This window comes from uncultured Corynebacterium sp. (assembly GCF_902782855.1).
GTDB lineage: Bacteria > Actinomycetota > Actinomycetes > Mycobacteriales > Mycobacteriaceae > Corynebacterium.
Window position 1 is genome coordinate 1 of the sequence record NZ_CACZOO010000185.1, and the last position, 4328, is coordinate 4328.

Genomic DNA, 4328 nt, shown 5'->3' on the forward strand with positions numbered 1-4328 from the left:
GGCCGACGAGCGATCAGTCGTTCATCCGCTCACAGAGCAACCCGAGCCGGTTGTCGTACCGCAGCAGCCAGTCCCCGACCCGCTTCTCCCCGGACTCGTCAAGGACCAGGGGAAGAACCCCCTTCAACCACGGTGAACTCTGCCAGGACTCCTGTCCGTCCTTCTCCAGCTCATCGAACTGAGCATCAGTGCGCATCACCCACGCCGGCAGCCGGACAGTGCACTGGGCCAGCCGGCGGGCGTACCCGTCCTCGATCCCCAGGAGCCCGTCGAGGAACACCCCGTCCAGTTCACAGACATGCGGAAGAGCGACAATCCGACCGTCGATGCGTCGTACCACCACCACTTCGACACTGTCGTCAGCGTCCCTGACCTGGGCGAGGCCCTCGATCTCGGCGTCGCTGGTCGCCGCCACGTTCCAGGTGGACAGATCCCCGTTGTCGGCCCGGGGCAGACGGAACTGCTCCGCCTTCTGCCGTTGCCCGACCCGAAACTCCTCCTCACGACGTTCCGCCGCCGACCACACTTCACCCCATGCCGCTGGAGGAACAAGGTCCTCCGCATACGCGGTGGCGACCAGGCCGGCGACATCCTGCGGCGAATCCACAACTCCCCCGGAACCTGCCAGGTGCCGGTGCAGGGTGAGTACGGACCGGAGCAGGCGGGACCGTCGGTAGACAGCCTCAATGCCACGGGGGAACTCCGGTGCGACCTCGTCCCCGAACTCCGAGCATCCGGTGATGACGAACCGTGCCTCCGTCTTGTCCTGCGGTCGGACACCCGGCGCGAGGTCGTGCCGGTGCAGTCGTCCCATGCGTTGGATCAGCAGGTCGACCGGGGCCGCGTCACTGAACATGAGGTCGAAGTCGAGATCGAGACCCTGTTCGATGACCTGGGTGGAGATGACCACCCGGCCGGGACGCCGGGCAGCTTCTCCGTCCCTGCCCAGAGCCGCCACCAGTTCCTCCTCCAGGTCTGCTCGGTGATCGGAGAGGAATCTGGAGTGCAGCAGTGAGAGGTTCTCCACTGTGCCGTCAAGGAGTTCGAAGAGCTGCTGTGCCCGGCTGACCGTGTTGCAGATCGCGGCGACACATCCACCGGTACGTGTCACTTCCGTGACAGCGTGTGCCATCTCTTCCAGGTCACCGGGAAGAAATTCGACCCGGGTCCGCCGGGTCCGGTCACCGGCGGCCGGAACAACGACACCGGTGGAGGCTCCGGTGGCCCAGGTGATCCTCGGGTAGGCGGTGGATTCCTCCAGGGGAAGGCGCTCGGTCTCGAAGTCGCTGGCACCTGTGGCGTAGGCGTCCACCAGTTCCTGCCGGCGCGCCGGGGGCAGGGTGGCGGACAGTGCGATCACCGGGACACCGTAGACCCCGAGCCATTCCAGGATCCTGGTCAGGTAGACGGTCATGAAGTCGTCCGCCGCGTGGATCTCGTCGAGGATGACGACCTTCCCGACCAGTCCGAGATGCCGGAGCACCACATGCTTCGACTTCAGAGCCGCAAAGAGAAGCTGGTCTATGGTGCCGACCACCACTGAGGCCAGCAGTCCGGTCTTACGCCCCCGGAACCATGAGTTCGCTTCCGGAGACAGCCCTTCGTCTCTGCCGTCGGAACTGTAGACGTTCGTCGGTCGAGCCTGCCCGAAGAGGGAGAGATAGTCCTTGTTGAACTGTGACTTTCCGTGGGCGAGGACCGTCGACACTTCTCCGGTCTCCGGGGAGTTCTCCAGCCAGGTCAGGACCCGGTTGAACATCGCGTCGCTGGTGACACGGGTCGGTTGTCCGAAGTAGACGCCGTCCATGCCCAGCCGGGCGGCCCACACGTCAGCGGCCATCAGAGCCGCCTCCGTCTTTCCGCCGCCGGTGGCGTCCTCCACGAGGATCAGGCCCGGACCATCCATCATCCGGACCGCCTCCACTACCGCTTCCTGGACAGGACGCATCGTCGAACCCGCGGGGAGACTGAAACGGTGCTGGAAGGCTTCAGCATCGACCGGCGACGGCGTCCACCGTCCACCCAGGCTCATCCTGCGCTGACCTTCAATGGCACGGCGATCCTGGTCAGCGCCCGAATCACAGCTGTAGGGGAAGTTCCACGTACTGGAACCCACCCAGTCCGCGGCGACAAGCAGACCGGTGACCACTGCCTGGTCCGGGATGCCCCAGGACAACTGTGCGAAGGTATCGATGTCTTCCTCGGTCAGGCCCAGATGCCGGACCCCCAGGTCGAGGAGCCGGAACCTGGCGTCCTTCCACTCCGCCGGTTCATTGATGAGAGGGTCGGGCTTCTTCGCCATGGAGGGGAAGGCACCGTGGTGGCCGCCGAGGATGGAGAACCAGGCACGCTTCACCCGGATAGTCTGCTTCTTCGTCGTCCGTGCCGCGAGCCAGTCAACCACGGTATAGGCACTGACCAGGCCATGCGCCATCGCGCGAACTTCCTGGGGGGAGGCGAGCATAGCCGGGTAGCCGGCGCTCAGAACCCGTTCGTTCATCTCGGGCACCTTCCCCTGGAACCACGGGGATGCCTTGCCGATGTCATGGCTCCACGCCACGAACCGGAGGATCTTCTCCAGATCCCCTCCGCACCGCTCCTCCAGCAACCGGAGACGGGCAGGGGGCAGGAGATGTTCCGCCACCGGAAGTGCCACTCCACTCACGTCGGTGAGGTGCTGCCGCAGGGACAACGAACCCGAAGTCTTGCGGTCGAACTTGGCCCAGAACACATCCAGACTCAGGGTTTCCATTTCATTCATGCTGACAAGCTAAGCATGCGTCCAGGACAGTGCGACTGTAGCGGTGAGCAACTATGCAGGGCCGTTCGAATTCTTGCTCCGGCCCCGGCCTTCGAGACGATCCCACAGCTCACTTCCGCCTCAATCGTGGAAGTCCCCAACCACCTCAGTGATGGAACCCCGCCCGCGACCCACCCGCGGTGGAGTCCGGCAGCGGGGCGTCCAGCTGGTCGAGGTAGTGCACGCAGGCGCGGATATCGCGGACCAGCATGGTGGCGAGATCATGACTCATCCCGTTGCGCACCACGATGCGCTGCACCGTGACGTCCTCCAGGTCCGACGGCATGGGGTAGGCCGGCACCTGCCAGCCACGCATCCGCAGTCGTTCGGACAGGTCGTAGAGCGTCCACTGACGGTCCCGGCGTGCGCCCGCGGCGGCCTTCCCGCTGTCACCGGCGTCCTCCCCGGGGCTCTCGTCCTCCCCCGCGAGACGCCACGCGAACACCGGGATGTCCAGGTCCTCATTCCACAGCTCGAAGTCCGGCATCTTCCCGATCTCGCCCGCGAGGTACCGCGCGACGTCCATCGTGGCGCCCTGCACCCGCCGGTAGCCGTCCATCCCCAGCTGCAGGAACAGGTAGTACTGCAGCAGCACCTGCGCACCGGGGCGGGAGAAGTTCAACGCCAGGGTCGGCATGTCCCCGCCGAGGTAGCTCACCCGGAAGATCAGGTCCTCCGGCAGATCCTCCGCGGTACGCCACACGATCCACCCCAGCCCCGGGTACACCAGTCCGTACTTGTGCCCGGAGACGTTGATCGAGGCGACCCGCGGCAGCCGGAAGTCCCACTCCAGGTCAGGCTGCAGGAACGGGGCGATCATGCCGCCGGACGCGGCGTCCACGTGAATGCGGATGTCCAGACCCCGCCGGGCCTCGATGTCGTCGAGGGCGGCGGCGACCGCCGCGACCGGCTCATACATGCCGGTGTAGGTCACACCCATGATCGCGACCACGCCAATGGTGTTCTCGTCGACGTAACTGTCCAGGTCATGGCCGTCGAGGACGCGGTGCTCCCCGGTCACCGGCACGAAGCGAGGCTCGACGTCGAAGTAGTTGCAGAACTTCTCCCAGCACACCTGCACCGCCGAGGAGAGCACGATGTTCGGGCTCGCGGTGGACTCCCCCGCCGCCCGACGCCTGTGCTGCCACCGTCGTTTCAGGGCCAACCCGCCGAGCATGCACGCCTCCGACGAACCGACGGTGGAACTGCCGATCGTGCGCTCCGGGTCGGGCGCGTGCCACAGGTGTGCGATCATCCGCCAGCAGCGGTCCTCGATGTCGGCGGTGGCGGGATACTCGTCCTTGTCGATCATGTTCTTGTCGAACGTCTCGCGGTACAGCCGGTCCGCATGGTCGTCCATCCACGTGCCGACGAAGGTGGCGAGGTTCATCCGCGCGTTGCCGTCGAGCATCGCCTCGTCATGGATGAGCTGATAGGCGGTCTCCGGCAGGCTGCCGGAGACCGGGATCCGGTGACGCGGGAAGCTCGTCGCCTCACCGTCGCGGGCGAACAGGGGGTTGAGTTCGAC

At 65.8% G+C, this 4328-nt stretch carries 2 protein-coding genes; both read right to left on the minus strand.

Annotated elements, in window-relative coordinates; translation table 11 throughout:
• Positions 1 to 13: 13 nt before the first annotated feature.
• On the minus strand, positions 14 to 2752 hold the full coding sequence (gene cas3, locus QZV72_RS08165; protein WP_297007144.1) for a CRISPR-associated helicase Cas3': 2739 nt from the start codon (positions 2750 to 2752) through the stop codon (positions 14 to 16).
• A 154-nt stretch (positions 2753 to 2906) separates the two neighbouring features.
• A partial coding sequence (locus tag QZV72_RS08170) for a glutamate decarboxylase (protein WP_297007146.1) occupies positions 2907 to 4328 on the minus strand: 1422 nt, incomplete at its 5' end.

Coding starts and splice junctions, on each gene's coding strand:
- cas3 (WP_297007144.1), bottom strand. CDS start 2,752: ATGGAAACCCTGAGTCTGGATGTGTTCTGGGCCAAGTTCGACCGCAAG.